The organism is Streptomyces sp. NPDC043726, from assembly GCF_056436565.1.
Genome location: NZ_JBWKCI010000007.1, coordinates 253,598 through 277,551, shown reverse-complemented (window position 1 = coordinate 277,551; position 23,954 = coordinate 253,598). Strand labels below are relative to the sequence as shown.

Sequence of the window (23,954 nt, the reverse complement as noted above, 5' to 3'; positions counted from 1 at the left end):
GCTTCATGAACAGTGGCGTCGTGACCTCTCTGAAGCGGATACCTCTGGAGGGCGGGGGCTGGCTGCTGGTGGAGGAGCCGGGCCCGCCGGACGCGGGGCCGGTGAAGGCGGGCCGGATCGGCGACACGGTACGGGAGCTGCCGGCGACGCTGGAAGGGGCCCTGGAGCCGGTCACGGCGGCGGCCCGAGCCGCACTCGTGTCCCTCCGCAAGGCCCGCCCCGACGAGATCGTCGTCGAGTTCGGCGTGGACCTCGCCTTCGAGGCGGGGGCCGTGATCACGAAGAGCCAGGCGGGGTGCCATCTGAAGGTGACGGTGGCCTGGAGGAACGAAGTCCCTGACGGCGGTGACTCCCCATGAACGGCGACAGCCTCCCGTCGGGCCTGACTTCCGACCTGCCGATGGCGGTGGCCCAGATCCTCACCGCTGACGGCCGGGTGGCCGGTACGGGGTTCCTGGTGGCCGAGGACTTGGTGGTCACATGTGCGCATGTCGTCGAGGCGGCCGGGTTCGGTCCGGGGGCGTCGGTAGGCCTGGCCTTCCCGCGGGTGGTGGGCACCGACGGGCTCGAGGGAACCGTCCTGGCCGAGTTGTGGCGGGCGTCCGAGGCGGAGGACGTGGCCTTCATCAGGCTGACCGCCGTGCCGACCGGGGCGTGTGTCCTGCCGCTCGGCGCCGCGGAGGGCCGCCGGGGCCACGATGTGCGGACGTTCGGCTTCCCCACGCAGGCTCCGGTGGAGGGGCACTGGGGCGTCGGGAAGGTCGCCGGTGTGCTGCGGTCCTCGGACGGCCGGGGACCGCTGCTGCAGCTGACCGGCGCCAATGACCTGACCACGGGGTTCAGCGGCGGGCCGGTTCTCGACGAGGAGAACGGCCTGGTGGTCGGCATGGTCACCGCGATCACGGGAGCCGACGCGAACCTGCGTGGCCTGAACATCGCGTACGCCACACCCACCGAGGTCCTGCGGGAGATCCTCCCGGAGCTGACCGAGCGCGATGTGTGCCCGTACCGGGGCCTGGAGCCCTTCACGGCCGAGCACGCCCAGTGGTTCAAGGGCCGCTCGGAGGCGGTGAGTCAGGTGGTGGCCAACCTGGCCCAACAGCGCCGCCTGACCTTGCTGCTCGGTCCTTCGGGATCGGGCAAGTCGTCGCTGATCCAGGCGGGCGTGCTGAGCGAATTGGCGAAAGGGGAGCTGCCGGGCAGCGACCGTTGGCTGCCGGTGCTGGCCCGGCCCCGGCAGGACATGCTCGCGGAGATCGAGCGGGCAGGGCTGCCCGGGGCGGGCAGTGAGGGCATCACGGCGGCGGTGAACGCGAGGCTGGCGGCCGAACCGGGCTTCCAGCGGGTGCTGCTGGTCATCGACCAGTTCGAGGAACTGCTGGTGCAGAGCACCAACGGGCGGCTGCGGAAGCTGCTGGAGGCCATCGACGAGGTCACGTCGGCGGCGGACGCCTACACGAAGATCACCGTGATCCTGATCATGCGGGACGACTTCTATCCGCAGCTGGCGGCGCTGGCGCCTCGTCTGCTGGACGCGGCGATGCCGGGGTTGCTCAACGTGCCGGGCACCCTGACCAAACAGGACCTGCACGACATCATCGTCCTGCCGGCGGTGAACGTGGGGCTGCGGCTCCAGCCGGGGCTGCCGGACCGGATCATCGATGACGTACTGAACATCACCCCAGCGGCGGCGATCACCCACCAGGCGCCCGTCACCGTGCTGCCGCTGCTGGAGATGACGCTCCAGCAGTTGTGGGAACGGCGCCAGGACGGCTACCTCACCCACGAGGCGTACTCACGCATCGGGGAGGTCAGCGGCAGCGTCACCACATGGTGCGACAACGCCTTGGACGAACTGTCCCCCGAGCAACAGGTGATCGCGCGCCGGGCGTTGACGTCCCTGGTGCACCCGGTGGACCCGCGCCACAGCGCGACGGCGGTACGCACGCAGGTGCCGCTGGACGAACTGCGAGTTCTGGCGGCGGACCCTGGTGACAGGGATGAGGGCGCTGACGTGGACGCGGTCATCGCGGCACTGGCCCGACGCCGCATCATCACGACGCTCCGCACTCCGCCGCATCCCGGGGCCCCTCCCAGCGAACCGGTCGCGGAACTGATCCATGAGGCGCTGATCCGTGACTGGGGTGCGCTGAAGAAGTGGGTGGACCAGGACACCCGTTTCAACCAATGGCTCAACCGCACCCGGGAACGCCAGTCCCGCTGGGACCTGCTCGAAGGAGCGGCCCTGGCAGAGGCCCTCGAACTGTCCGAGGAGCGGCGACTGCCGAACGACATCGAGGAGTTCCTGAAGGCGAGCCAGGACCGCCAGCGGGCGTCGGTCCGACGGAACCGGGTGACCATCGGGGTACTGAGCGGGTTGCTGGTCCTCGCGCTGTTGGCGGCGGGGGGTGCGCTGTGGCAGTCGGTCAGGGTGGGGAATGCGAAGGAGAGGGCGCTGTCGCGCGAGCTGGCGGCGCAGTCCAACGAACTCCTCGGCACCGATCCCGAGCTCGCCGCGCTGCTGGCGGTCAAGGCATACCGCATCAGCCATACCGCTGAAGCCGTGGACACCCTGAGCAGCGCCGCCGCCCTGCCGACGCACCGCCGCATGTCGGGGCACACCGATGAGGTGCGTGCGGTCGCCTACAGTCCGGTCGGTCACCTCATCGCGAGCGCCGGTGCCGACAACACCGTCCGACTGCGGGACGCCACCACGATGAAGACCCTCCGGCGATTCACCGCGCATGACAATGCGTTGAACGCGGTGGCGTTCAGCCCGGACGGTGGCACTCTCGCCACCGCCGGTGCCGACCGCGTCGTCCGCCTGTGGAATGCGGCCGGCGGGACCCATCGGTTGAACCTTGGGGGCCACACCGATCAGGTCAGGGCCGTGGCGTTCCACCCCAAGGGCCACATCCTCGCCACAGCCAGTGACGACAACACCGTCCGCCTGTGGAACACGGCCACGGGGAAACACACGACAACACTCAAAGGGCACACAGGCCATGTGAGGACCGTGGCGTTCCACCCCAACGGCCGCATCATCGCCACCGGCGGCGACGACAAAACAGTCCGCCTGTGGAACGCGGCTGACGGCACACAAGTAGAAACGCTTGAGGAGCACGAACAGCCGGTGACGTCGGTGGTTTTCAGCCCGGACGGCGACGTCTTTGCCACCGCTGACGGGTACGACGCCCATCTGAGAGATCCGTCCACCGGTGAGAGCCAGGGCCTGCTGCCGAACTACGCCCAGCTGATCGCCTTCAGCCCGGACAGCAAGACCTTCGCCACCGCTACTGATCGCTTCGTACAACTGTGGGACACGTCCACCCGCGCACCAGGAGTCATTTTTGCCGGTCACGCCAACGAGGTCCTCTCGCTGGCGTTCAGCCGGGACAACAAAACGCTCGCCAGCGCCAGTCGCGACACGACAGTACGCCTGTGGGACGCAGCCGCCGGTGACAACCGCACCGTTCTGCGGGGACACACCGGGTCGGTGTGGCTACTGGCGTTCAGCCCCGACGGCCAGACCATCGCCACCGCCAGCGACGACAACTCCGCCCGTCTGTGGAACTCAGCCACTGGGAAACCCGGCAAGGAACTCGGCGGACACACAGCACCGGTGAACTCGGTGGCCTTCCATCCTGACGGCGAAATGGTCGCAACCGGCAGCGACGATGAATCCGTTCGGCTGTGGGACGCGAAGACGGGGAAAAGTCGGCCCCCGCTGAAAGATCACGCCTCTCCGGTGCGTTCGGTGGCCTACAGCCGTGACGGCAAGGCACTCGCCACCGGAGGTGAGGACGGGACGCTCATCCTGCGAGACGCGGCCACCGGCAGGGCAGTCACCCCCGTCGACGCACACACTGACGCGGTGCTCGACATGACGTTCAGCCCTGACAACCGGCTCCTCGCCACGGCCGGTTACGACTCGACCGCGAGGCTTTGGGACCGTCGCGGAAATCTCCTCACGACCCTTGCCGGACACAACCGCCCAGTGTGGTCAGTGGCATTCAGCGCAGACGGCGACACGGTCGCCACCGCAAGCGAGGATGGAACCGTCCGCCTGTGGGAGACAGCCACTGGCCAGTCGATCACCACACTGACAAGGCACGCCGGGTCCGTCAACGCGGTGGCATTCCACCCTCGTAGCAACATCCTCGCCACTGGCAGCGCAGACGGAACCGTACGGTTGTGGGACGCAACCACGGCGAAACCCCGCATGACCCTCCTCGGAAGCCTCAGTGGCGTAAACCACTTGGCGTTCAGCCCCGACGGCCGCACTCTTGCCACGGCGAGCAACGACGGAACAGCGCGCCAGTGGAACGTGGTCACCTCCCCCGAGCCCGACAAGGCAATCGAGCAGATCTGCCGTACCTTCGACCGCGACCTCACGCAGGACGAACGCAAGGCCTACCTCCGCGGGAATTCCGACGCTTCTGTCTGCCCATGAACCCGGCGGCGGGCCCATCCAGAACCCGCCGCCGACTCACACACGAACCTCCGGCACGTTACGGACGCAGCGTCCGCTCAACCCCCCGCTTGTCCAGCTTCGCGTCGAACTTCGCCAGTGGCTTCGCCGAGGACGGGTTCGACTGGACCGACGTCGGGGCGACGCCCGCCCACTCCAGGATCCGGGCCGTGGCCAGGGCCCGCTCGGAGTCGACCAGGCCCGCCACCCGTGCGCCGTGGTTCGCGCCGGGGGCCGTGAAGACGTAGGAGTCACGGGCGCCCTTGCCCAGGTGGAAGGGTTCCGCGCCCCACGGGTCGTTCTCGCCGTAGACGAAGAGCATGCGCGTCGCGTTGTGGCGGACCCAGGTGTCCACGTCCCGCATCACCCACGGCTGGAACTTCATCTCGATGTCCCGCGGGACGAAGTAGCGCGGGGGCAGGTAGCCGTAGCGGATGTACTTCTTCTCGATGTGCGGGAAGACGATCGTCGGCGCGCCCAGCTGCGTACCCGCCTGGTAGTAGTACGGCGTGTACGGCTCCAGGCCCTGGTCGGTGTAGAAGCTGAAGCCCGCGATCGTGTCGATCGACGTCCAGATCTCGTCGTCCGTCGCGTTCTTCGCGTCCGCCGGGATCGTGTCGCAGTCCGACAGCAGGCTGTACTGCCAGAAGCCCCAGACGTAGTCGAGGACCGTCGCCTCGTACGCCTTGTCCAGGCTGCCGACCGTGTTGAAGGTGTACTCGTTCTCCGCCGCGTACGCCGCGTACCGCTGCTCCAGCGGCTCCCGGCGCACCAGCGCCTCGCGCTGGACGCCGTTCAGGCGGTCGCGGCACTCCTTGGTACCGACGTGGGCGAAGAACTCGTCGTACGCCGAGTCCTCCCTGTTCACCACGTCGTTGGGGGCCACGTAGGCCACGACGCCGTCCATGTCACGCGGGTAGAAGCGCTCGTAGTACGTGGCGGTCATGCCGCCCTTCGAACCGCCCGTCGACAGCCACTTCTTGCCGTAGATCGGCTTGAGCGCCTTGAAGATGCGGTGCTGGTCGCTCGCCGCCTGCCAGATGTCCAGCTTCTTCCAGTCCGCCGGAGCCGGCCGGGACGGGGTGAAGTAGCGGTACTCCATGGAGATCTGGTTGCCGTCCACGATCTGCGTCGGCTCGCGCCGGCTCGGGGTCGTGGAGACGTTGTAGCCGCCGGTGTAGAAGACCGTCGGGCGGCTGACGTCCTTGTGCAGCATGGTGATCCGCTGCTGGAACGTGCCCTTCGACGGGTGCCGGTGGTCCACCGGCTGCGTGTAGTTGAGGACGAAGAAGCGGTAGCCGGGGTACGGCTTCTCCTCGATCAGGCTCATGCCCGGTATCGCGAGCAACCGGTCCTTGATGTCGGTGGTGGCCTCCGGCTGGGCGGCGGTGGCCGACCCTGCCGTGCTCAACGTGCCTATGAGCACCGTGAGCGCCAGCAGCCATCTGAGCGCCTTGCGCATGCACCCTCCCCTGTGAGTCAGATGTGCGCCCGGAAGCTATCGGAGCAACTGACGATCACACCAGGGGACTTACCGAAAAAGGCCGGTTCGCAAGGGAACGGAGACAATCAGAGAGGGGCAAGGCGAAGGTCGTCTCAGCACAGGATCCAACCCGATGCCACCGAGCCCCCGGCCACCCTTCCCGTCACCTTCACGCAGCGATGCCCCGCGTACACCGTCACCGTGCGGGACTTGCGGCGGTGCTTGCCCTTGTACGCCACCGGGTGATGGCCCCGCGCCTGCACGCTGACCGCCATCGTGCGCAACGGGCCGGGACGCTTGGCCACGGTGACCGCGCAGACCTGTCCGCCGGACTTGTAGACGTGCACGGCGCCCGTGGAGAACGGCACCGTGCGGACCTTGCGGCCCGCGCACGAGGTGCCGGCGGCCTGCGCCTCGCCGGGCGCCGCGACCGCCAGCAGCCCGGACGCGGTCAGTACGGCCAGGCCGACCGCGAGCCGTCGGCGTATCGCACCACTGTCCACTGCGTCGTCCTCCCCGTACCCCGGCGATGAGCGTACTGGTGTACGGACGCCTGGCGTACGCCGGACGGTTGCGTGCCGACCGTCACGCCAGCTCTACACCGACCGGCTCACCGACGAAAGTCCGCCACAGTTCGGCGTACCGCCCGCCGAGGGCCAGCAGCTCCTCGTGCGTGCCGTCCTCCGCCACCCTGCCGTGGGCCATCACCACGACCCGGTCCGCGCGGGCGGCCGTGGTCAGGCGGTGGGCCACGACGAGTGTCGTACGGCGGCCCGCGATGCGGTCGGTGGCCTGATTGACCTGCGCCTCCGTCGCCAGGTCCAGCGCGGCCGTCGCCTCGTCCAGGAGCAGGATGTCGGGGTCGACGAGTTCGGCGCGGGCCAGGGCGATCAGCTGGCGCTGGCCGGCCGAGAGGTTGCGGCCGCGCTCGGCGACCTCGTGGAGGTAGCCGCCGTCCAGGGTGGCGATCATCTCGTGGGCGCCGACCGCGCGGGCCGCCGCCTCGACCTCGGCGTCCGTCGCCTCGGGGCGGCCGTAGGCGATGGCGTCGCGGACGGTGCCCTGGAAGAGGTACGCCTCCTGCGGGACGACGCCGAGCCGGTGCCGGTACGCCGTCATGTCCAGGGCGCGCAGATCGGTGCCGTCGACGGTGACCCGGCCGGCGGTCGGGTCGTAGAAGCGGGCCACCAGCTTCACGAGCGTCGACTTGCCGGCCCCGGTCTCGCCGACGAAGGCGACCGTCTGGCCCGCGGGGATGCGCAGGTCCACGGCGGTCAGCGCCTCCTCGTCACCGCCGTAGGCGAAGTGCACGTCCTCGAAGGCGATCTCGCCGCGCAGCGACAGCACGTCGAGCGGCTCGTCGGCGGACTTCGTCGACGTCGGTTCCCGGAGCAGCTCCTGGATCCGGCCCAGCGACACCGACGCCTGCTGGTAACCGTCGAAGACCTGCGAGAGCTGCTGGACCGGGGCGAAGAACAGGTCGATGTAGAGCAGGTACGCCACCAGCGCGCCGGTCGTCAGCGTCGCGTCGTCGATCCGGCCCGCGCCCACGATCAGCACCGCCGCCACGGCCGCCGACGACAGGAACTGCACGAAGGGGAAGTAGACCGAGATCAGCCACTGGCCCTTTATGCGAGCCTGCCGGTAGCTGTCGCTGCGTCCGGCGAACCGCGCGCCGCCGTCCTTCTCGCGCCGGAAGGCCTGCACGATCCGCAGCCCGGAGACCGACTCCTGGAGGTCGGCGTTGACCACCGACACCCGCTCACGGGCCAGTTCGTACGCCTTCACGCTCGCCCGGCGGAAGAACCAGGTGGCGACGATCAGCGGCGGCAGCGTCGCGAAGACGACCAGCGCCAGCTCGAGGTCGATCACCAGCAGGGCGCCCATGATGCCGAAGAAGGTGACCACCGAGACGAACGCGGTGACCAGGCCCGTCTGGAGGAAGGTCGACAGGGCGTCGACGTCCGTCGTCATCCGCGTCATGATCCGGCCGGTCAGCTCGCGCTCGTAGTAGTCGAGTCCGAGCCGCTGGAGCTGGGCGAAGATCTTCAGGCGGAGCGCGTACAGGACCCGCTCGCCGGTCCGCCCGGTCATCAGGGTCTCGCCGACCTGGGCCGACCACTGCACGGTCACCGCCAGCAGGGCGAGCAGCGAGGCCGCCCAGACGGCGCCGAGGGCCGCCTCGGTGACCCCGCTGTCGATGCCGTGCCGGATCAGCACGGGCAGCAGCAGTCCGGTGCCCGCGTCCACGGCCACCAGGGCGAGGCTCACCAGCAGGGGCAGCCCGAAGCCGCGCAGGAGCCTGCGCAGGCCGTACGACTCCTCGGGAGTGACCGCTCGGGCCTCGTCGATCTCGGGGACGTCCTTCGCCGGGGGCAGCGCGTCCACCTCGGCGAGGAGTTCGGGGGTGGCGGGGGCCCCGTCCATCGCGGTGTCGCGCGGGGTGCGCTCGCCCGCCCACAGCCGGGGCGTGATCCCGCGCTCGGCGTCGAACTCGGCGTCCAGTTCGGCCCGTACGGTCGTGTCCTCGTCCTGCGGCAGTGCCTTCGGGGTGTGTCCGGGAGAGACGCCGCCCAGCTCGTCGGGGTCGGTGAGCAGGCGCCGGTAGAGGGCCGAGCGCTGCTGGAGCTCCTCGTGCGTGCCGAGGTCGGCGAGCCGGCCGCCGTCGAGGACGGCGATGCGGTCGGCGAGGTTCAGGGTGGAGCGGCGGTGGGCGATGAGGAGGGTCGTACGGCCCTCCATGACCTGGGCGAGGGCCTCGTGGATCTCGTGCTCCACGCGCGCGTCCACGGCGGAGGTGGCGTCGTCGAGGACCAGCAGGCGGGGGTCGGTGAGGATGGCGCGGGCCAGGGCCACGCGCTGGCGCTGGCCGCCGGAGAGGGTCAGGCCGTGCTCGCCGACCTTGGTGTCGTAGCCCTCGGGGAGTTCCCGGATGAAACGGTCCGCCTGGGCGGCGCGGGCGGCCTGCTCGATCTGTTCCCGGGTGGCGTCGGGGCGGCCGTATGCGATGTTGCTGAGGACGGTGTCGGAGAAGAGGAAGGAGTCCTCGGGGACCAGGCCGATCGCGGCGCGCAGCGAGTCCAGGGTCAGCTCGCGGACGTCGTGGCCGCCGATGAGGACGGCGCCGTGGGTGACGTCGTAGAAGCGCGGCAGCAGCAGCGAGACGGTGGACTTGCCGGAGCCGGAGGAGCCGACGACCGCCAGGGTCTCGCCGGGGCGGATCTCGAAGCTCAGGCCGTCGAGGACCGGGCGGCCGTCCTCATAGCCGAACGACACGTCGTCGAACTCGACCGTCGCCGGGGCGTCGGCGGGCAGCTCCTTGGTGCCGTCCTTCAGCGACGGCTCGGTGTCGATCAGCTCCAGGACGCGCTCGGTGCCCGCGCGGGCCTGCTGGGCGACCGTGAGGACCACGGCGAGCATCCGGACCGGGCCGACGAGCTGGGCGAGGTAGGTGGAGAAGGCGACGAACGTGCCGAGCGTGATGTGTCCGCGTACGGCGAGCCAGCCGCCGACGGCGAGCATCGCGACCTGGCCGAGGGCGGGGACGGCCTGGAGGGCCGGGGTGTACTTGGAGTTGAACCGGATGGTCCGCAGCCGCCCGGCGAAGAGCCGCCGGCTGACGTCCCGCAGCTTGCCGGTCTCCTGGTCCTCCTGCCCGAAGCCCTTGACCACCCGGACCCCGGTGACGGCGCCGTCGACGACGCCCGCGACGGCCGCCGCCTGGGCCTGCGCGTACCAGGTGGCGGGGTGCAGCTTGGCGCGGCTGCGCCTGGCGATCCACCACAGCGCGGGCGCGACCGCCAGCGCGACGAGGGTGAGCGGCAGCGACAGCCAGGCCATGACCACCAGGGAGATCAGGAACAGGGCGAAGTTCCCGATGGTCATCGGGAGCATGAAGAGCAGGCCCTGGATCAGCTGGAGGTCACTCGTCGCCCGGCCGACGACCTGCCCGGTGGACAGCTCGTCCTGCCGCCGCCCGTCGAGCCGGGTGATCGTGTCGTACATCTCGGTCCGCAGATCGTGCTGGACGTCGAGGGCGAGCCGGCCGCCGTAGTAGCGCCGGACGTAGGTGAGGACGTACACGACGACCGCCGAGGCGATCAGCAGTCCCGCCCACAGCGCCATGCCCCGGCTCTTGTCGCCGATCACGTCGTCGAGGATCACCTTGGTGATCAACGGCACCAGGGCCATGACGGCCATACCGGCCAGGGAGGACCCGAGGGCGAGGACGACGTCCTTCGGGTAGCGCCAGGCGTACCCCCACAGTCTCCGCGCCCAACCCTGCCGCGCTGCCACGTCCGGCCTCCCCGTGTGATCGTCCACGGACATCCCCAACGTGTTCGGGCCCGGATTTCATCCCGGGACGGGTATCGGATGAGCATCAGCGCCCATGACCCCTGAGTAGCAGGTCGGTGCCGCCGCGCTCCCGGCCGCGCTTTGATCATCGGCATGAGGAAGAACACCGTGCTCGTCACCGCCGCCGTCGCTCTCGTGCTGCTGTTCGCGCTGCTCGCCAAGGGGTGCGAGGCGATCGAGGGCGGCCCGGTGCGCACGACCGACGAGTTCCGCGAGCACGTCCGGGCGACCACGCAGGCGGGCACGGACGTGTACCTCGCCCTGTCGCCCGCGCCGGTGGACGCCCCGTACCCCAGCCAGGAGGCGAGCACCTCCTGCGTGGACGACTTCGGCTGGGACGAGGGCGACGTCACCCGGGACCGGCCGGTCTACAGCTGGAACATGGAGTACGCGAGCAGGGCGGACTTCCGGGCCGCGGTGAAGGCCCTGGCGGCGACCTGGCGTGCGGAGGGGCGCGAGGTGCGCAAGGTCGAGAACGGCATCGCCACCACCCTCGACGACGGCATCGAGGTCACCTTCCACCTGGACTGGTACAGCGACGAGCCCGAGCTGCGGGCCGAGGGCAGGTGCGTGCGGTACACGGACACGTACGGCGACGCCTACGACTACACGCACGACAAGGACGGCGACGGGACCGTCGACGAGTACGAGAGGCCGGACCACTGAGCCTCACGGCAGCAGGCGCTGCTCCTTCGCCACCGCCACCGCGCCCGCCCGGGTGTCCACGCCGAGCTTGTCGTAGATCCGGCCGAGGTGGGTCTTGACCGTGGCCTCGCTGATGAACAGAGCCTTGGCGATGTCCCGGTTGCCCAGGCCCTGGGAGAGCTTGCCGAGGATCTCCTGCTCCCGGTCGGTGAGCGTGGGGCGCGGATTGCGGAGGTTGGCCATGACCCGCCCCGCGACCGGCGCCGAGAGCGCGGTACGGCCCTCGGCGGCGGCGTGGATCGCGGCGAACAGCTCCTCCGGGCGCTCGGCCTTCAGCAGGTAGCCGGTCGCGCCCGCCTCGATGGCCCGGGTGATGTCGGCGTCGGTGTCGTACGTCGTGAGGACCAGGACGTGCGGGTGATCCGCTGAAGAGGTCAGCCGCCGGGTCGTCTCCACTCCGTCGATCCCGGCTCCGAGCTGGAGGTCCATCAGCACCACGTCCGGCGTGAGCTTCGCGGCGAGCGCCAGCGCCTCCTCGCCGGTCCCGGCCTCCCCCACGACCTCGATGTCCGGGGCGCTGTCGAGGAGGGCGAGCAGTCCGGCGCGTACGACGGCGTGGTCGTCGCAGAGGAGGATGCGTACGGTCATCAGGGGTGCTCCAAGGGGTTCGCCACCGGCTTCTCCAGCGGGATCGCGGCGGACAGGACCGTGCCCTCGCCCGGTGCCGACTCCACGGCCAGGGTGCCGCCGAGCTGCCGTACCCGCGCGCGGATCGCGGGCAGCCCGTGCCCCCGGACCCCGGACGGGGCGTCCGGCAGCGCCGCCGGGTCGAAGCCGTGCCCGTCGTCGGCGACGTCCAGGACGGCCTGGTCGTCGAGGAGGGTGAGGGTCAGCGCGGCGGCGCTCGCCCCGGAGTGCTCCCGTACGTTCGCCAGGGCGCCCTGCGCGATGCGCAGCAGCGCCGACTGGACCCGGTCGGGCAGCCCGGGGGCACGGCCGCCGTCGTCGAGGTGGACGCGGACGGTGAGCCGGTCGCCGGACTCCCGGGCGGCCAGGGTGCGCAGCGCCTCGCCGAGTCCGCCGCCGCGGGCCAGGTCGGCGGGGGCGAGGTCGTGCACGAAGCGACGGGCCTCGGTGAGGTTGTGCTCGGCCACGGACTCGGCGGTACGGACATGCGCGCGGGCCTTGTCCGGGTCCGACTCCCAGACCCGCTCGGCGGCCTGGAGCAGCATCTGCTGGCTGGACAGGCCCTGGGCGAGGGTGTCGTGGATCTCCATGGCGAGCCGCTGGCGTTCGGCGAGGGTGCCCTCACGGCGTTCGGTGGCGGCCAGGTTCCGGCGGGTGCGGACCAGGTCGTCGATGAGCGCCCGCTGCCGGGCCGCCTGGCGGCGCAGGTGCACGAAGATCGCGGTGGCGAAACCGGCCACGGCCGCCGGGCCGACGACGAGGTCGAGGTCGAAACGGGGGGCGAGCTGGAGCTGGGCGGCGATCACGAACACGGTGAGGACGGTGACGAGGACGTACGCGGCCCCCGGTGGGAGGTGGCGCAGGGCGACGTAGAAGAGGGGGACGGCGACCCAGGCGAAGCTCGGCGCGAGGGCGACGAGGACCACCCAGACGGCGACGACCGCACCGAGCCAGAGGAGGCGGGGCGGGGTCGGCCAGGCGGACTCGGGGCCGGCCGGTCCCGGCCGGTCGCCGAAGCGGCCCATGACGTACAGCACCGCGAGGACGGCGGCCAGGGCGATCACCCAGGGGGCCCGGGGTTCCTCGCCGTGGCGCTGGAGGTAGCGGGCCATGGACGTGCCGAGCAGGAGGAAGAAGGTGGCGTGCATGACGGCGGCGAGCCAGCGGGCGTCGGGATCGGCGGGCGTGCCGGGGATGGCCGTGTCGCCGTACTCCTGCCGTGGTGCCCGCATGCTGCCCAGTGTCCCCCGCCCCACCGGCCACCGGGGTCAACCGATCGGTTGACCCGCGCGTCAGCCGACCCGCTCCCCCGGAGCAGCCGGAACGCCGACGGGTGGGCCTCGGTTCCGGGCCCAGGCTGGAGGTACGCAGTCGAACCCGCCGAGCACAGGAGTTGCCGAGCCATGAAGAAGTTCTCCCGCCGTGTCCGTCTCGCCACCGGTGGCGTCGTCCTCGCGGCCGTGGCCGCCGGCACCTTCGGGGCCGTCTCCGCCAGCGCCTCGGCCCCGGCCGCCGCGCAGGCCCGTCCCGCCGCCGTGAAGTCGTCGGACACGGTCACCTCCACCCATCTGACGGTCAAGGCCGCCACCGAGGCCGCCGAGGCCGTCCTGGCGGCGGCGAAGAAGGAGAACCAGCGGGTCACCGTGGCGGTCGTGGACCGCAACGGCAACACCCTGGTGACCCTGCGCGGCGACGGCGCGGGCCCGCAGTCCTACGAGTCCGCGATCCGCAAGGCCTTCACCGCGGTCTCCTGGAACGCCCCCACCTCCGAGCTGGTCAAGCGCCTGGAGCAGACCCCGAACCTGAAGGACATCCCGGGCACCCTGTTCCTGGGCGGCGGAGCCCCGGTCACCGTGAACAACGCCCCGATCGCGGGCATCGGTGTGGCGGGCGCCCCGTCCGGCGCGCTGGACGAGAAGTTCGCGCAGGCGGGCGTGGCCGAGCTGGCCGGCTGACGCGACCGCCGTGATCCCGGGCGCCCGTCGGGGCGCCCGGGCCCTCCTTTTCCCGGTCCCCCGGAGGCAAGCCCATGACCTCACCGCGAGCCGCCGCCCTGGCCCTCGTCACGGCGGCCGTCCTGCTCACCGCCTGCGACCCCGCCCCCGAAGCCGGGCCGACCGCCGGGACTTCCCGCACGCCGCCGACCGCAACCCGCCCGCCGGCCCCGGACCGCATGCCGACGCCCGATCGCAGCCCGACGCCCGACCGCACCCTTCTCGTCGCCGACTTCGGCGCCGACACGGTCACCTTCGTCGACCCCGCCGAGGGCCCGCTCGACTCGGTGGAGGTCGGCACCGCCCCCTACGGCCTGACCGTCGGAGCGGACGGCCGCGCCTGGGTCGCCACGGCCGAGGGCGTCGCCGTCGTCGACACCCGCACCCGGGAGCGCCTCGCGCTGATCCCGTACGAGACCGGGGGCCTCGGCGATCCGGCGTACGGCGAGTACCGCGGCGGGGGCATGGGCATCGCGCTCGCCCCCGACGGCGGGCGGGTGTACGTCGGGGTCAACGTCCCCGGCGGCGAAGGGACGTTGGAGGTCGTCGACACCCGCACCCTGAAGGTCACCGGCAGGGCGGACACCGGCCGCCGACCCTTCGACGTGGACGTCTCCCCGGACGGACGGCACGTCTACGCCACCGGGCACGACTCCTTCGACGTGACCGTCGTCGACACGGCCTCCCTGGACACGCGCCGCGTCGAGGTGGCCCCCTACGGCACGGAGGGCGGCCTCGGCTCGTGGCTGAAGCCGCACTACGCGGCCGTACGACCGTCGGACGGCAGGCTGTTGCTGCCCTTCGAGGGCGAGAAGCTGGTCGTCCTCGACCCGGAGACCGGCCGCTCGACGGTCGAGCGCATGACGGCGAACACCCACCAGCACGGGGTGACCGTCCTCGCGGACGGCACCCTCCTCGCCGTGGGCACCGGTCCCATCGACCCGTCGGAGGACGCGGGCCCCTCCCTGACCGTCCGCAGCCCGGACGGCCGGGAAAAGGTGATCCCGCTGGAGGGTCCCCACGAGGACGTCGTCGCCGACGGCCGTACCGCGTACGTCACCGGGGGCTTCACGCGGGACGGCTACTGGGACGGCGTCACCGTGGTCGACCTCGACACCGGCGACACCCGTCGACTGGCGGCGGGAGAAAGGCCGTTGGGGATCGCCGTGCTCCCGGGCCAGACCCGCGGAACTCCCGGCTAGACCCGCACCCTGAGGTAGTAGAACCGGGTCGTCTGACTCGGGTTCTGGTTGTCGTCGCTGGCCAGCAGGACCTTCAGGGCGCCGCCCTTGGTCCGGCCCGTGACCGTCATCGCCTCGATGTTGTCGAGGAGCGGGTTCGGCTGGGGCTGCTTCGCCGTGGCGCCGAGGTCGGGGCAGGCGGCGATGTCGGCGAGGAGGGTCTTCCCGATCAGCCGTACGCCGGGCTGCCCGGTGAGGTTCTCGACCGTGCTGGTGTCGGTCGCCCGGCGCGGGTCGGCGAGGTAGAGGCGGACGGTGTTGCCGACGCCGGAGGTGAAACCGCGCTCCAGGACGAGGAGCCGGCCGTCGGGGAGGGCCTGGACCTCCGGGACACCGAGGCCGGTGTCGGCGCGGTAGCCGTACTGGGCGGCGAGTTCGTAGGCGCCCTTGCGCCGGTCCCAGGTCTGGAAGCGGACGATGCCGGCGGTGTCGCCGGACAGCGCGTACTCCATGGAGGCGAGCAGGCCGCCCCGGAACCAGGTCAGGCCCTCGAAGGTGCCGTTGCTCACGGCCCGCCCGGCGGGGGCCGGCCGGAGCGCGTCCGGCACGGGGAGACGGCCGAGGATCCTGCCGTCCGCGGAGTAGCGGCGTACGGCGGGCTCGCCCTCGGAGCTGATCAGCCGGGTGCCGTCCCGGTCGACGACCAGGCCCTCGGAGTCGAGGGCGGCGCCGTTCTCGTCGGCGAGCGCGACGACCGACCGCGGCGCGAGCGTCCTCGCGTCCAGCGAGAACAGCGCGGAGCGGTCGGACACGGCCGCGAGCGAACCGTCGCGTCGCACGGCGAGCGCGGAGAAGTTGCCCACGAAGGTGCCCTGGTACGTCGTCTTGTCGAGCGCGTCGGAGAAGCGGTCGATGGAGACGTACGGCGAACAGGCGTGTTCCTGCGGGCCGTTGGCGTAGGAGGGACCGGCGGCGGTCAGACAGGTGGCCGCCGCCAGGGCCGCGGTGGCGGTCGCGAGTACGGATCTCATGCGCATGGACGTCACCGTAGGGCGGGCCGGTGAAGGGCGGGAGACCGCCAGGCGTCAACTCGCGTCGAGATCGCGGTGGATGACCTTGGCGACGCTCTGGATCGTGGTGACGCCGTAGTTCATCGTGCTGTTGCCGTGGGTCAGCACGGTGATCATGTAGTCGTGGCCGCCGCCCTTGAAGGTGCCGACGCTGTGCACCCGCCAGCCGTTGGTGGCGCGCTGGAGCCAGCCGTTCTTGACGTGCACGATGACGTCGGAGGGAGCGCCGTAGGGGGTGCCCCAGCGCTGCGAGGAGACGACGTCGCCCATCAGCTTGCGGACGTACCAGCGGGAGTCGTCGGTGAGCACCGTGTTCTTCGCGGTGAGCAGCTTCATCAGCTTCTGCTCGTCGGTGACGGTGATCTGGGTCAGGCCCCAGTAGCCATTCGCGCCGGGCTTGGTCTGCGTCATGCCGGCGGCGGCGAGGAAGTTCTTCACCTTGGTGACGCCGAGCTGCTTCCACAGGGTGGAGGTGGAGGCGTTGTCGGACTTGGTGATCATGGCCGTGGCGAGCGACTTCTCCCGGCTGGTGAGCGCGCGCCCGGTCTTCTGCGCGTCCCAGAGGAGGGTGGCGAGGACGGTCACCTTGACCACGCTGGCGGAGTCGTAGGCGGTGGACGGCCGCAGCGTGCAGGTGGTCTTGGTGGACCGGTCGTAGAGCCCGACCGCGACGGTGCCCTTGCGCGTGGCGAGCGCCGCGGTGATGTCCTTCTTCAGCTTCTCGGCGAGCCCCGCCTTGGCGGACGTACAGCTGACGACGGGCGTGGTCGCCGCGGCGGCGGGCGTGACGGCGGCCACAGAGGCGACGAGCACACCGCCCGCCACCCATCTGACACGTCTGGATATCGCGTGAGTCATGCCCCTTCGACACGCACGGACGACCGGAAGTTGTACACGTGTTCCCAGGGTCACGTTTTCGGGTAGTGCAGCAGGTGTCGTCGGAGGGGGGAGTCGCCCATGGCGGGCAACGGACGGAGCAAGGCGTATCTGTGTGGTCAGCTGTACGCGGCGCTGCACGCGCTGTGCATCCTCGGCACGGGGAGCAAGGAGCTGGCCGGGATGACCAACATGAAGAAGGCGTTCGAGAACCCCAAGAACGAGATGCCGAAGCTCCTTCAGTCAGCGGGCGGCCATCTCCTCGCGGCGTTCGGCAAGGGCACCGAGCAGGCCAAGGCCGCTTCCAAGATCTTCCGGGACATACCCGACTTCATCCCGCCCGGCTCGGTCGGCAACGGCACCAGTGGTGATTCGGCGGACTTCACGACCGGCTGGTGCGAGCAGATGAACACGTACAAGCAGGAGTATCCGAAGCTGCTGGCCTGACCCGCGGGCCCTCTTCGCGGAGTCCTTTGGCGATTCACAGGCGGGCACCAGGTGCGGCACAGCCCGCGCCCACTCGTGATCAGCACCATGCGCTGGTGACCTCTACCGATCCCCACCCTCGCCCCCAGGCGCCGCGCTGGTCGTCGCCCGTGCTGCTCGCGATCCTGGTGCTCGCCGCGGTGCTGTACTCCTGGAACCTGTCCGGCTCGAACCTCAACAGCTTCTACAGCGCGGCCGTGCTCAGCGGTACGCAGAGCTGGAAGGCATGGTTCTTCGGGTCGCTGGACGCCGGGAACTTCCTCACCGTCGACAAGCCGCCCTTCGCGCTCATGGTGATGGGGCTGTCCTGCCGGATCCTCGGCTTCGGGACCTGGCAGATGATGCTGCCCATGGTCCTGGTGGCACTGGCGTCCATCTGGATCCTGCACTCCTCCGTGAAGCGGGTGTGGGGCCACGGGGCCGCCGCGCTCGCCGCGCTCGTCCTCGCGCTCACCCCGATCACGGTCGCCATCAACCGGGACAACAACCCCGACACGCTCCTGGTGTTCCTCATGGTCGCCGGTGCGGCCCTCGCCCTGCGCGCCACCCGGGACGGCAAGCTGCTCCCGCTGCTCGGCTCGGCCGCCTGCTTCGGCCTCGCCTTCAACACCAAGATGCTCCAGGGGTACATCCCGCTGCCGGCCGTCTTCGCGGTCTACCTCTACGCGGCCCGGCCCAAGCTGGTGAAGCGGCTCGTGAACCTCGCCCTCGCGGCCGTCGTCCTGGCCGTCTCCAGCTTCTGGTGGGCGGCGGCCGTCTCGCTGGTCCCGGCCGGCGAACGGCCCTACATCGGCGGCTCCACCGACGGCACCGCCTGGGACCTGATCACGGGCTACAACGGCCTCGGCCGGATCCTCGGCGGCGAGGGCAACGGCGGCGGTGGCGGAGGCGGCGGGGGCTTCTCCGGTACGGCGGGAATCGGGCGCCTCTTCAACGACATCCTGGGCGGCCAGATCTCCTGGCTCATCCCCTTCGCGGCCCTCGCCTGCGTCGGCGGCCTGATCCTGTGCGGCCGCGCCCCGCGCACCGACATGACCCGGGCCGCCCTGGTGATGTGGGGCGGCTGGACGGCACTGCACTACCTGACCTTCGCCCTGGCCGAGGGCACGATGCACCCGTACTACACGACCGCCCTCGCCCCGGGCATCGCCGCCCTGTGCGCCGGCGGCGGGTTCATGCTGCTGCGCGCCTTCCGTACGGACAGGCGGTGGGTGTGGGTCCTGCCGCTCGGCCTCGCGGTCACGGCGGTCTGGGCGGTCGTGCTGCTGCGCCGGGCCGCCGGCTGGAACACCTGGCTGTGGCCGGCCGTCGCGGCGGTCATGGCGCTGGCGATCGTCGGGCTGGTCCTCTTCCGGTCCGGCAACCGGGCGCGGCTGCTGACCGCTTCGCTGGCCGCGGCGATCGTGGCCGCGGTGGCGGGGCCCGCCGCCTACGCCTGGTCGGTGCCGTCCGGGTCGGGCGGGGGCATGGGCGGGACGAACCCGACGGCCGGACCGAGCACGGGCAGCGGCGGCTTCGGGGGCGGGCCCGGCGGCGGCGGGCCCGGGGGCGGCGACCAAGGCGGCGACGGGGGCGGTCAGGGCGGCTTCCCCGGCGGGGATGGTCCCGGCGGCGGGCAAATGCCTCCCGGCGGCGGCGAGATGGGCGGTACGCCCCCCACCGGCACGACCGGCGAGCAGGACGGCCAGAACAGCGGGCCCGGAAACGGCAGTACCGCCGGAGGCATGGGCGGCATGGGCGGCGGCGCCTCGACCGAGCTCGTCGCCTACCTCAAGAAGCACCAGGACGGGGCGACTTGGCTGCTCGCGGTGTCCAGCTCGCAGAGCGCCGCGCAGCTCATCATGAGCAGCGGTGAGCCGGTGATCTCCATGTGGGGCTGGTCCGGCAGCGACCGGGCGATGACGCCGGCCAAGCTGAAGGAACTGGTCAAGAGCGGCGAACTGCACTACATCCAGCTCGGCGGCGGCATGGGCGGCGGCGGAGGCACGGGCGGCGGCTCGAGCCTCAGCACCGAGGTCACCGAGTGGGTGCAGAAGAACGGCACGGCGGTGAAGGCGAGCGAGTACGGCGACAATTCCTCGGCGACGACCTCGTCGCTCTACCGCCTGGACCCGTCGGACGTGAGCTGACGTGTCAACTCGCGTAGACAAGCCCCGATTTGCCGTTTCAGGTCACCCAATGGACACGTGACATCCATTTACACCGCCGCATGTCCATGTCACTCTCCCAGGTGCCGCCTCCATTCAACCCGCGTAGATGGGACTCCCCCTCATGCTGGCGACACACATACGCCGCTGGAAGTCGGTGGCCCTGGCCACCGCCACCGTCCTGGTCGGCCTCAGCGTTCCCGCGTTCACCGCGACCCCCGCCGCGGCGACGACCACCGCGTACGACTCGACGTACTACAAGAACGCGATCGGCAAGTCCGGTACGAGCCTGAAGAGCGCGCTGCACACCATCATCAGCCCGCAGACCAAGCTGTCGTACTCGGCGGTCTGGGAGGCCCTGAAGGTCACCGACCAGGACCCGAACAACAGCAGCAACGTGGTCCTGCTCTACAGCGGCATCTCCCGCAGCAAGTCGCTGAACGGCGGCAGCACCGGCAACTGGAACCGTGAGCACGTCTGGGCGCAGTCGCACGGCGACTTCGGCACCTCGGCGGGTCCCGGCACCGACCTGCACCACCTGCGCCCCGAGGACGTCCAGGTCAACTCCATCCGCGGCAACAAGGACTTCGACAACGGCGGCAGCGGCTTCACCAACTCCGGTGGCAGCCTGACCGACTCGAACTCCTTCGAGCCCCGTGACGCCGTCAAGGGCGACGTGGCCCGGATGATCCTCTACATGGCCGTCCGCTACGAGGGCGACGACAGCTGGCCCGACCTGGAGGCCAACGACTCCATCAACGGCAGCGTCCCCTACCACGGCCGTCTCTCGGTCCTGAAGGCCTGGAACGACGAGGACCCGCCGAGCGCCTTCGAGGAGCGCCGCAACCAGCTCATCTACACGAACTACCAGGGCAACCGGAACCCGTTCATCGACCACCCGGAGTGGGTCGAGGCGATCTGGTAGCCCGACCGGTCCGGCCGACCCCGCGTCAGGGCTCCCCCGTAGCCCTGACGCGGGGTCCTCGGATCCCCTCGCAACCCGCTGACCAGGAGTCTCGCCCGCTTCGACGGCTCTTTCCACGTGCAGAAATTGCAGATAATGCGGCCCATGAGACTCAACACCACTGACCGCGCCTCCCTGAGGAAGGTGCTCCGGGCGCGGCGGGCCGCGATCGACCCCGTGGCCAAGGGGTTCCCCCGGCGCCCGGCCGGGCCCGGGAGGCGGGCCGTGGGGTTGAGCCAGGAGCAGATGGACGAGCTGCTGGCGCGGGCGCGGGGGACGTACAACCGGTTCGAGAACGGTCAACTCGTGCGCCCGGCCGCCGACTTGATCACCGCGATCGCGAGGACCCTGGAGTTCAGCGAGCAGGAGTGGGTGTTCCTGTGGCAGCTGACCCGCAAGGAGAACCCTCCCCGCGCGCTGCACGACAGCTCGGGAATGACCCTGTCGGGAATGTGGCAGGGGCTGATCGACCGGTTCGGCGGGGCGATCGCCTACGTGAGCGACGCGGAGTTCGACATCGTCGCCCACAACGCGGAGTTCCGGCTGCTGTTCCCGCCGGGGCGGGCCCCGGCCAACGTCATGCGCGGACTGCTGCTGGACCCGCGGATCCGCACCGAGACGCTGATCGGCTGGCGGACGCACTGGGCGCCGGCCGTCATGCCGTTCCTCAAGCAGGCGGTGGAGCTGCGGCCGGGCAGTGCCGCGCTCGCCGCGCTCGAACGGGACGTCCTCGCCGACCCGTCAACCGGACCGCTCTACCGGGCGGCCGGTTCCGTGCCGCTCCCCCACGTCGACGGTTCGGAGCTGCCCGTCCGCCACGCGATCCACGGCCCCGGGCGGCTGGCCACGTGTCTGGCCGAGCCGGTGGTCGCGCCCGGGGCCCGGATCAACCTCAGCTTCTACCGCTCCGACTCCGACGACAGATGCGTGGGCGCGAACATCCGCAGCAGCGCCGGGAGTACGACCACCGAGGGGCCCGGCGTGGACAGCGCCTTCGCCAGGTCCGCCTCCAGCGTCGACGGCGTGGTCCGCACCCCCGGGACGCCGAAGGACTCGGCGAGCGCCACATAGTCCGGGCGGGTCAGCTCGGTGGCCGTGGCCTGCCCGAAGGTGTCCGTCATGTACTCGCGCAGGATGCCGTAGCCGCCGTCGTCGACGATCAGCCAGGTGACGTTCAGGTCGTACTGGCGGGCCGTCGCCAGCTCCGCGATCGAGTACAGCGCCCCGCCGTCGCCCGAGACCGCGAGGACCGGCCGGGTGGGGTCCGCCGCCGCCGCGCCGAGCGCCGCCGGGAAGCCGTAGCCGAGGCCGCCGGCGCCCTGGGCGGAGTGCATGTGGTTCGGGCCCTTGGCGTCGAAGGCCGACCAGGCCCAGTAGGCCAGGATCGTCATGTCCCAGAAGGAGGGCGAGTCGGCGGGCAGGGCCCGGCGCACCGACGCCAGCACCTCCTGTTCCAGGGTGAGTTCCTGGGCGGCGATGCGCTCCTTCACCCGGGACAGCAGGTCCCGTACGCGCTCCGCGGCCGTCGGATCCGTACGCTTCGACGCCGTCTCCAGCAGCGCCTGCAGCGCGAGCCGCGCGTCCGCGTGGATGCCGAGCGCCGGGTGGTTGGACTCCAGCTTGCCGAGGTCCGCCTCGATCTGGATCACCCGGCCACGCGGCTTGAACGTGTGGTAGTTGGACGACAGTTCACCGAGACCGGACCCCACCACCAGCAGGACGTCCGCGTCCTCAAGGAAGTCGGTCGTGTACCGGTCCTCCAGCCACGACTGGAGCGAGAGGGGATGCGTCCAGGGGAAGGCGCCCTTGCCGCCGGGGGTGGTGACGACCGGCGCCTGGAGCAGCTCCGCGAGCTGCCGCAGCTTCCCGGACGCGTCCGCCCGTACGACGCCCCCGCCCGCGATGATCGCCGGGCGCTCGGCCTTCGACAGCAGGTCGGCCGCGACGGCCGTCAGCTCCACGCGCGGCGCCAGCTCTTCCGGCGTGGCGTCCACGCCCGTCACCACCGGCACCCGCGTCTCAGCGAGCAGCACGTCCTGCGGGATCTCCACCCACACCGGCCCGTGCGGGGCGGTCAGTGCCGACTTCCAGGCGGCGGCGAGGGCGGAGGGGATCTGGGACTGCGTACGGACGGTGTGGACGGACTTGACCACACCCCGGAACGAGGCGGCCTGGTCGGGGAGTTCGTGCAGGTAGCCGTGGCGGCCACCGCCCAGACCGGCGGAGGGGATCTGGCTGCTGATCGCCAGCACGGGAGCCGAGGCGGCCGCCGCCTCCTGCAGCGCGGCGAGCGAGGTCAGCGCGCCGGGCCCGGTCGACAGCAGGAGCGGGGCCGCCTCGCCGGTGATCCGGCCGTAGGCGTCCGCCGCGAACCCGGCGTTGTTCTCCACCCGCAGGCCGACATAGCGCAGGTCGGAGCGGCGCAGGGCGTCGAACATGCCGAGGGCGTGCTGGCCGGGCAGGCCGAAGACGGTCGTCGCGCCGAGCCCGGCCAGCGTCTCCACGACCAGGTCTCCGCCGTTGCGGCCGGGGGGAGGGTTCAGCGCGGCCTCCGTCTGGGCGGCGGTGGGGCGGAGCTCCAGGTCGTGGTCGTGAGTCACTTCGCGCGGGCCTCTGCAATCTGGCGGGACATGATGGTGGTCAGTTCGTACGCCGTGTGGGACGCGGCCACCGACGTGATCTCGGCGTGATCGTACGCGGGCGCCACCTCGACGACGTCGGCCGAGACGAGGTTGCAGGAGGCGAGTCCGCGCAGGATCTCCAGCAGCTCGCGGGAGGTCATGCCGCCCGCCTCCGGGGTGCCGGTGCCGGGCGCGTGCGCCGGGTCCAGGCAGTCGATGTCGATGGAGATGTACAGCGGGCGGTCGCCGATGCGCTGGCGCAGCTGGTCGGCGATCTCGTCGGCGCCCCGGCGGTAGACGTCGGAGGAGGTGACGATGCCGAAGCCCATCTTCTCGTCGTCGGTGAGGTCCTGCTTGCCGTAGAGCGGGCCGCGGGTGCCGACGTGGGAGAGGGCCGAGGTGTCGAGGATGCCCTCCTCCACCGCGCGGCGGAACGGGGTGCCGTGGGTGTACTCCGCGCCGAAGTACGTGTCCCAGGTGTCGAGGTGGGCGTCGAAGTGGAGCAGGGCGACCGGGCCGTGCTTCTTGGCGACGGACCGCAGCAGCGGCAGCGCGATGGTGTGGTCGCCGCCCAGGGTCATCAGCCGGGCGCCGGTGCCGAGGAGGTCGTCGGCGGCGGCCTCGATGGTCTCGACGGCCTCGTTGATGTTGAACGGGTTCACCGCGATGTCGCCGCCGTCGGCCACCTGGGCCAGCGCGAACGGGGAGGCGTCCTGCGCGGGGTTGTAGGGGCGCAGCAGCCGGGACGCCTCACGGATGGCGTTGCCGCCGAAGCGGGCGCCCGGCCGGTACGAGACGCCCGAGTCGAAGGGCACGCCGACCACGGCGACGTCGGCGGTGCCGACCTCGTCCAGGCGCGGCAGCCGGGCGAAGGTGGCGGGGCCGGCGTAGCGCGGGATGCGCGAGGAGTCGACGGGGCCGCGGGGCGTCTCGTTGCTGCTCATGGGGAAATGCCTTCTTTCCTACGCTTCGT

17 protein-coding genes and 1 pseudogene are annotated in these 23,954 nt (G+C 71.1%); 9 read left to right on the top strand and 9 right to left on the bottom strand.

Annotated features, from left to right (window positions below):
* Window positions 1-20: 20 nt before the first annotated feature.
* Together AC068Z_RS21890 and AC068Z_RS21885 are read left to right on the top strand one after the other, a co-directional pair.
* Window positions 21-359 carry a CU044_2847 family protein gene (locus AC068Z_RS21890; RefSeq protein ID WP_478557891.1) on the top strand — a complete coding sequence of 113 codons (339 nt, stop codon included), beginning with the start codon at window positions 21-23 and terminating at the stop codon, window positions 357-359.
* The gene (locus AC068Z_RS21885) at window positions 356-4,453 is read left to right on the top strand and encodes an nSTAND1 domain-containing NTPase (protein ID WP_478557888.1); all 4,098 of its coding nucleotides are present in this window, start codon (window positions 356-358) and stop codon (window positions 4,451-4,453) included. Before AC068Z_RS21890 ends, AC068Z_RS21885 begins: the two co-directional genes overlap by 4 nt.
* Before the next feature lie 58 nt (window positions 4,454-4,511).
* On the opposite strand, the gene AC068Z_RS21880 is transcribed toward AC068Z_RS21885, so the two are convergent.
* The 3 genes from AC068Z_RS21880 to AC068Z_RS21870 form a co-directional block, all read right to left on the bottom strand.
* Window positions 4,512-5,933 (bottom strand): S28 family serine protease, encoded by a 1,422-nt coding sequence (locus AC068Z_RS21880; RefSeq protein WP_478557885.1) that lies wholly within the window; start codon window positions 5,931-5,933, stop codon window positions 4,512-4,514.
* A 134-nt stretch (window positions 5,934-6,067) separates the two neighbouring features.
* Window positions 6,068-6,457, bottom strand: coding sequence for a hypothetical protein (locus tag AC068Z_RS21875; RefSeq protein ID WP_478557882.1), 390 nt, complete (start codon window positions 6,455-6,457; stop codon window positions 6,068-6,070).
* An 82-nt stretch (window positions 6,458-6,539) separates the two neighbouring features.
* A complete protein-coding gene (locus tag AC068Z_RS21870) occupies window positions 6,540-10,283 on the bottom strand; it encodes an ABC transporter ATP-binding protein (protein WP_478557879.1) in 3,744 nt (1,247 codons plus the stop codon).
* A gap of 120 nt (window positions 10,284-10,403) precedes the next feature.
* Between AC068Z_RS21870 and AC068Z_RS21865 the strand changes: the two genes are divergently transcribed.
* Window positions 10,404-10,976, top strand: coding sequence for a hypothetical protein (locus AC068Z_RS21865; protein ID WP_478557876.1), 573 nt, complete (start codon window positions 10,404-10,406; stop codon window positions 10,974-10,976).
* A 3-nt stretch (window positions 10,977-10,979) separates the two neighbouring features.
* Here the strand turns inward: AC068Z_RS21865 and AC068Z_RS21860 are convergent, their stop codons facing one another.
* Window positions 10,980-11,603: a response regulator gene (locus AC068Z_RS21860; RefSeq protein ID WP_478557873.1), complete on the bottom strand. Its 624-nt coding sequence runs from the start codon at window positions 11,601-11,603 to the stop codon at window positions 10,980-10,982.
* Window positions 11,603-12,874: a sensor histidine kinase gene (locus AC068Z_RS21855; protein ID WP_478557870.1), complete on the bottom strand. Its 1,272-nt coding sequence runs from the start codon at window positions 12,872-12,874 to the stop codon at window positions 11,603-11,605. The genes AC068Z_RS21860 and AC068Z_RS21855 overlap by 1 nt, the downstream gene beginning before the upstream one ends.
* A gap of 171 nt (window positions 12,875-13,045) precedes the next feature.
* Between AC068Z_RS21855 and AC068Z_RS21850 the strand changes: the two genes are divergently transcribed.
* Window positions 13,046-13,597 carry a GlcG/HbpS family heme-binding protein gene (locus tag AC068Z_RS21850; RefSeq protein ID WP_478557867.1) on the top strand — a complete coding sequence of 184 codons (552 nt, stop codon included), beginning with the start codon at window positions 13,046-13,048 and terminating at the stop codon, window positions 13,595-13,597.
* 74 nt (window positions 13,598-13,671) lie between these two features.
* Window positions 13,672-14,838, top strand: a complete 1,167-nt coding sequence (locus AC068Z_RS21845) for a YncE family protein (protein ID WP_478557864.1) — start codon at window positions 13,672-13,674, stop codon at window positions 14,836-14,838.
* Here the strand turns inward: AC068Z_RS21845 and AC068Z_RS21840 are convergent.
* Together AC068Z_RS21840 and AC068Z_RS21835 are read right to left on the bottom strand one after the other, a co-directional pair.
* Window positions 14,835-15,854 (bottom strand): esterase-like activity of phytase family protein, encoded by a 1,020-nt coding sequence (locus AC068Z_RS21840; RefSeq protein WP_478557861.1) that lies wholly within the window; start codon window positions 15,852-15,854, stop codon window positions 14,835-14,837. The genes AC068Z_RS21845 and AC068Z_RS21840 overlap by 4 nt on opposite strands.
* 48 nt (window positions 15,855-15,902) lie before the next feature.
* Window positions 15,903-16,745, bottom strand: a complete 843-nt coding sequence (locus AC068Z_RS21835) for a serine hydrolase (RefSeq protein ID WP_478557858.1) — start codon at window positions 16,743-16,745, stop codon at window positions 15,903-15,905.
* 99 nt (window positions 16,746-16,844) lie between these two features.
* On the opposite strand from AC068Z_RS21835, the gene AC068Z_RS21830 reads away from it, so the two are divergent.
* The 4 genes and pseudogenes from AC068Z_RS21830 to AC068Z_RS21815 all read left to right on the top strand — a co-directional run.
* Window positions 16,845-17,210 (top strand): hypothetical protein, encoded by a 366-nt coding sequence (locus AC068Z_RS21830; protein ID WP_478557855.1) that lies wholly within the window; start codon window positions 16,845-16,847, stop codon window positions 17,208-17,210.
* Window positions 17,211-17,302: 92 nt separating this feature from the next.
* On the top strand, window positions 17,303-19,378 hold the full coding sequence (locus tag AC068Z_RS21825; RefSeq protein WP_478558619.1) for an ArnT family glycosyltransferase: 2,076 nt from the start codon (window positions 17,303-17,305) through the stop codon (window positions 19,376-19,378).
* A gap of 142 nt (window positions 19,379-19,520) precedes the next feature.
* Window positions 19,521-20,321 (top strand): endonuclease I family protein, encoded by an 801-nt coding sequence (locus tag AC068Z_RS21820; RefSeq protein ID WP_478558616.1) that lies wholly within the window; start codon window positions 19,521-19,523, stop codon window positions 20,319-20,321.
* A 135-nt stretch (window positions 20,322-20,456) separates the two neighbouring features.
* Window positions 20,457-21,083 (top strand): annotated as a pseudogene (locus AC068Z_RS21815) (MmyB family transcriptional regulator); the annotation flags it as partial.
* Between the two features lie 176 nt (window positions 21,084-21,259).
* On the opposite strand, the gene AC068Z_RS21810 reads toward AC068Z_RS21815, so the two are convergent.
* Together AC068Z_RS21810 and speB are read right to left on the bottom strand one after the other, a co-directional pair.
* Window positions 21,260-22,960, bottom strand: a complete 1,701-nt coding sequence (locus AC068Z_RS21810) for a thiamine pyrophosphate-binding protein (protein WP_478557852.1) — start codon at window positions 22,958-22,960, stop codon at window positions 21,260-21,262.
* Window positions 22,957-23,925 (bottom strand): agmatinase, encoded by a 969-nt coding sequence (gene speB / locus AC068Z_RS21805; protein WP_186287739.1) that lies wholly within the window; start codon window positions 23,923-23,925, stop codon window positions 22,957-22,959. Before speB ends, AC068Z_RS21810 begins: the two co-directional genes overlap by 4 nt.
* Window positions 23,926-23,954 lie beyond the last annotated feature (29 nt).

Bases quoted from the DNA above. Each gene is read 5' to 3' on its own strand.
- AC068Z_RS21840 (WP_478557861.1), bottom strand. From the start codon at position 15,854: ATGCGCATGAGATCCGTACTCGCGACCGCCACCGCGGCCCTGGCGGCG.
- AC068Z_RS21865 (WP_478557876.1), top strand. From the start codon at position 10,404: ATGAGGAAGAACACCGTGCTCGTCACCGCCGCCGTCGCTCTCGTGCTG.
- AC068Z_RS21880 (WP_478557885.1), bottom strand. From the start codon at position 5,933: ATGCGCAAGGCGCTCAGATGGCTGCTGGCGCTCACGGTGCTCATAGGC.
- AC068Z_RS21860 (WP_478557873.1), bottom strand. From the start codon at position 11,603: ATGACCGTACGCATCCTCCTCTGCGACGACCACGCCGTCGTACGCGCC.
- AC068Z_RS21820 (WP_478558616.1), top strand. From the start codon at position 19,521: ATGCTGGCGACACACATACGCCGCTGGAAGTCGGTGGCCCTGGCCACC.
- AC068Z_RS21830 (WP_478557855.1), top strand. From the start codon at position 16,845: ATGGCGGGCAACGGACGGAGCAAGGCGTATCTGTGTGGTCAGCTGTAC.
- speB (WP_186287739.1), bottom strand. From the start codon at position 23,925: ATGAGCAGCAACGAGACGCCCCGCGGCCCCGTCGACTCCTCGCGCATC.
- AC068Z_RS21850 (WP_478557867.1), top strand. From the start codon at position 13,046: ATGAAGAAGTTCTCCCGCCGTGTCCGTCTCGCCACCGGTGGCGTCGTC.
- AC068Z_RS21845 (WP_478557864.1), top strand. From the start codon at position 13,672: ATGACCTCACCGCGAGCCGCCGCCCTGGCCCTCGTCACGGCGGCCGTC.
- AC068Z_RS21885 (WP_478557888.1), top strand. From the start codon at position 356: ATGAACGGCGACAGCCTCCCGTCGGGCCTGACTTCCGACCTGCCGATG.
- AC068Z_RS21835 (WP_478557858.1), bottom strand. From the start codon at position 16,745: ATGACTCACGCGATATCCAGACGTGTCAGATGGGTGGCGGGCGGTGTG.
- AC068Z_RS21855 (WP_478557870.1), bottom strand. From the start codon at position 12,874: ATGCGGGCACCACGGCAGGAGTACGGCGACACGGCCATCCCCGGCACG.
- AC068Z_RS21870 (WP_478557879.1), bottom strand. From the start codon at position 10,283: ATGTCCGTGGACGATCACACGGGGAGGCCGGACGTGGCAGCGCGGCAG.